Raw genomic sequence first — 3,678 nt, forward strand, 5'->3', positions numbered from 1 at the left:
CGCCTCGGTCGTGCTCGGCACCGGCGCCCGTGCCTGGAACGCGACGCGGGCGAACGTGACGCAGCTGCGCGCGGCCCTGCGCCTGCCCGCCGCGGCGACCGCCGAGGAGGCAGTGCCCGCCGGCGCTTCGCTCGACGTCGACGGACTCACGTCGTACATCACGCCGAACGACGAGTTCTACCGGATCGACACCGCCCTGCGGGTGCCCGGCATCGACCCCGCGGACTGGTCGCTGCGCATCCACGGCCTGGTCGACGAGGAGGTGGTGCTCACGTTCGAGGACGTGCTCGCCCTGCCGCTCGTCGAGCACACCGCCACGCTCAGCTGCGTCTCGAACGAGGTCGGCGGCACGCTGATCGGCACGGCGCTGTGGCTCGGCTACCCGCTCCGGGAGCTGCTCGCGCGGGCCCGTCCGCAGGCGGGCGCCGACATGGTCCTCTCGCGCAGCATCGACGGCTTCACCGCGGGCACGCCGCTCGAGGTGCTGCAGGACGACGACACGGAGGCGCTGCTCGCGATCGGCATGAACGGCGAGCCCCTGCCCCAGGAGCACGGGTTCCCCGCCCGCCTCGTCGTTCCGGGCCTCTTCGGCTACGTCTCGGCGACCAAGTGGGTGACCGAGCTCGAGGTGACCCGCTTCGCCGATGCCGAGGGCTACTGGACCCCACGTGGCTGGGACGCCCTCGGCCCGGTCAAGCTCGAGTCGCGCATCGACGTGCCTGCCGCCGGGACGACCGTCGACGCCGGCACGGTCGCCGTCGCCGGGGTCGCCTGGCACCCGCACACGGGCGTCTCGCGCGTCGAGGTGCAGGTCGACGGAGGCGCGTGGGACGAGGCCGAGCTGGCGGAGTCGATCTCGCCCGACACCTGGGTGCAGTGGGTCTACCGCTGGTCGGCGTCGCCGGGCGGGCACACCCTGCGCGTCCGCGCGACGAGCGCCGACGGGACCGTCCAGTCGGAGGCCGAGCTGCCGCCCGCGCCCAACGGCGCGGAGGGCTGGGACGAGCACGCGGTGTCGGTGCGCTGAGCTCGCCGGCCGACAGCCCCCGACGGGCCCGGACGGCCCTCGCCGGTTCGCGACGACCTTCGACGATCCGCGACGAGCGAGCCTCAGCCCACGACGCCCAGCGAGAACGGCAGCACGGCCGACGCCCCCGCCCGGCGCAGCTCGCGCCCGGCGGTCGTCATCGTCCAGCGGCTGTCGACGAGGTCGTCGACGAGCAGCACGGGCCCCGAGACCTCGGCCAGCGCGGCCGCCAGCTCGGGACCGACCTCGACCGCCTGCCAGACGTCGGCGAGCCGGTAGACGCTGTTGCCGCCTCCTCCGCTGCCTCGACCGGCTGACGGTCGCGTCGGGCTGAGCGAGCCGAGCAGGGGAAGGCGCCCCACCGTGCTGATCGCCTCGGCGAGCGAGCCGACCAGCTGAGGGCGTGACGCCGACGGCATCGCCACGACGCCGACCGGACGTTCGGCCCAGGGCCACTCCTTGAGCACGCGGACCACCCCGTCGAGCAGCGCCTTGGTGAGCGGTGCGTCCTCGGCGCCCGCCGCGAAGACCTGGCGCAGCGTCGTGCCCCAGCCGAGGTCGGTGAGGCGGGCCAGGGCGCGGCCGGTCTCGACGCGCTCGCCCTCGGCGATCTTGCCCTTGGCGGGCACGCCGGCCCGATCGGCGCCCGTCGGCCACTGGGCCCGCGGCTCGATCTCGACGCCGACCCGGTCGAGGGAGGTCGAGGCCGACGCCGCGGCCTCGCCGCCGATCTCGCTCGGGTACCAGGCGCCGGCGCAGACGTCGCACCGCCCGCAGGGCGCGGCGGCAGGGTCGTCGAGGTCGAGCTGGAGCATCTGCATGCGGCAGGTCGTGGCTCGCTCGTAGGCGATCATCGACTGCTGCTCGGCGACCCGCGCCTCGCCGATGCGCCCGTAGCGCTCAGCGTCGTAGACCCAGGGTCGACCCGTGCTGACCCAGCCGCCCTGCACGCGCGAGACGGCGCCGTCGACGTCGAGGACCTTGAGCATCAGCTCGAGCGGCGAGCGCTTGACGTCGACCCGGGCCTCGAGCGCCGGCGTCGACAGCGGCGTGTCGCCGAGCTCGGCGAGGACCGCCGAGGCGCGGGCCTCGGACGGCATGGAGGCGGTCGCGAAGTACTGCCAGATCTCGGCGTCCTCCGTGCCGGGCAGAAGCAGCACGTCGGCGTTGTCGGTCGCGCGCCCCGCGCGGCCGATCTGCTGGTAGTAGGCGACGGGCGACGACGGCGCCCCGAGGTGCACCACGAAGCCGAGGTCGGGCTTGTCGAAGCCCATGCCGAGGGCGCTGGTGGCGACGAGCGCCTTGAGCTCGTTGCGCTTCAGCTGGCCCTCGAGCGCCTCCCTCTCTTCGTTGTCGGTACGGCCCGAGTACGAGCGCACCGCGTGCCCTGCCTCGCGCAGCAGCCGGGCCGTGTCGTCGGCAGCCGAGACGGTGAGCGTGTAGATGATGCCGCTGCCCGGCAGGTCGTCGAGGTGGCTGAGCAGCCAGCCGAGCCGGTCGCGCGAGGTCGGCAGCGTCAGCACGCCGAGCCGCAGGGAGGCGCGGGCGAGCGAGCCGCGGATGGTCAGCACCTGGTCGTCCGGCCCCGCAGTCAGCTGCTCCTCGACGTCGGCGACGACCCGTTCGTTGGCGGTCGCCGTCGTCGCCAGCACGGGCACCGTCGTCGGCAGGGTGCGGATCAGGTCGGCGAGCCGACGGTAGTCGGGCCGGAAGTCGTGGCCCCAGTCGCTGATGCAGTGCGCCTCGTCGACGACGAGCATGCCGAGGCGGGCGACCAGCACCGGCAGCTGCTCGTCGCGGAACCGCGGGTTGTTGAGCCGCTCGGGCGAGACGAGCAGCACGTCGACCTCGTCGGCGGCGAGGGCCTGCTGCACGTCGGACCACTCGTGCGCGTTCGCCGAGTTGACCGCGACCGCGCGCACGCCGGCGCGGCTCGCCGCGGCCACCTGGTCGCGCATGAGGGCGAGGAGCGGCGAGACCAGGAGGGTCGGCCCGCCGCCCCGGCGGCGGAGCAGGAGGGTCGCGATGAAGTAGACGGCCGACTTGCCCCAGCCGGTGCGCTGCACGACGAGGGCGCGACGACGGTCGGCGACGAGCGCGCGGATCGCCTCGAGCTGGCCGTCGTGGAACACGGCGTCGTCACGGCCGGTCAGGGCCCGCAGCAGCTCGAGCGCCTCGGCGTCGATCTCGGTCGCCGTGTCACGGTCCGTCGGTGCGGGAGGGGCGGTCGAGGTGCTCGCCGCGCTGCTGCTCGTCGTCATCCGGCCATGCTGTCACGGGCCACCGTCAGCGAAGCCCGGTGCCGCCCCCTGCGCCCGCGGCCTGCAGCAGGGCCCACAGCTCGGCCCGCCCGGCGAAGCCGTCGAGCGGCAGCCCGAGGGCGGACTCGACCTTGGACACCCGCGCGCGGAGGCTGTGGCGGTGCAGGCCGAGGCTCCGGGCGGCGGGATCCCACGCGCCGTTGTGCTCGAGCCACGTGCGGCAGCAGGCGAGCAGCTCGTCTCCGTCGGGCAGTGCGGCCACGGGGGCGAGGCGGGACGAAGCGAGCTCGGCGGCTCCGTCGGACCAGAGCGCGGCCACGAGGCCGCCGGCGGCGAGGCTCGCCCAGGTGACCACCGCCTCCTCGGCCGACGAGGTCGCGACGGCGAGGG

At 74.9% G+C, this 3,678-nt stretch carries 3 protein-coding genes; 1 reads left to right on the top strand and 2 read right to left on the bottom strand.

Annotated features, from left to right (window positions below):
- Positions 1–1,027 (top strand): molybdopterin-dependent oxidoreductase (locus RWM17_RS13065; RefSeq protein ID WP_314104332.1); only part of this gene is annotated, 1,027 nt, incomplete at its 5' end.
- A gap of 83 nt (positions 1,028–1,110) precedes the next feature.
- Here the strand turns inward: RWM17_RS13065 and RWM17_RS13070 are convergent.
- Positions 1,111–3,288, bottom strand: coding sequence for a RecQ family ATP-dependent DNA helicase (locus RWM17_RS13070; protein WP_314104335.1), 2,178 nt, complete (start codon positions 3,286–3,288; stop codon positions 1,111–1,113).
- Between the two features lie 25 nt (positions 3,289–3,313).
- Positions 3,314–3,678 (bottom strand): helix-turn-helix domain-containing protein (locus RWM17_RS13075; RefSeq protein ID WP_314104337.1); only part of this gene is annotated, 365 nt, incomplete at its 5' end.

Source organism: uncultured Frigoribacterium sp. (assembly GCF_963515265.1).
Lineage (GTDB): Bacteria > Actinomycetota > Actinomycetes > Actinomycetales > Microbacteriaceae > Frigoribacterium.

What these genes read in the sequence shown, in the direction of transcription:
- RWM17_RS13070 (WP_314104335.1), bottom strand. Translation starts at nt 3,288, where the DNA reads ATGACGACGAGCAGCAGCGCGGCGAGCACCTCGACCGCCCCTCCCGCA.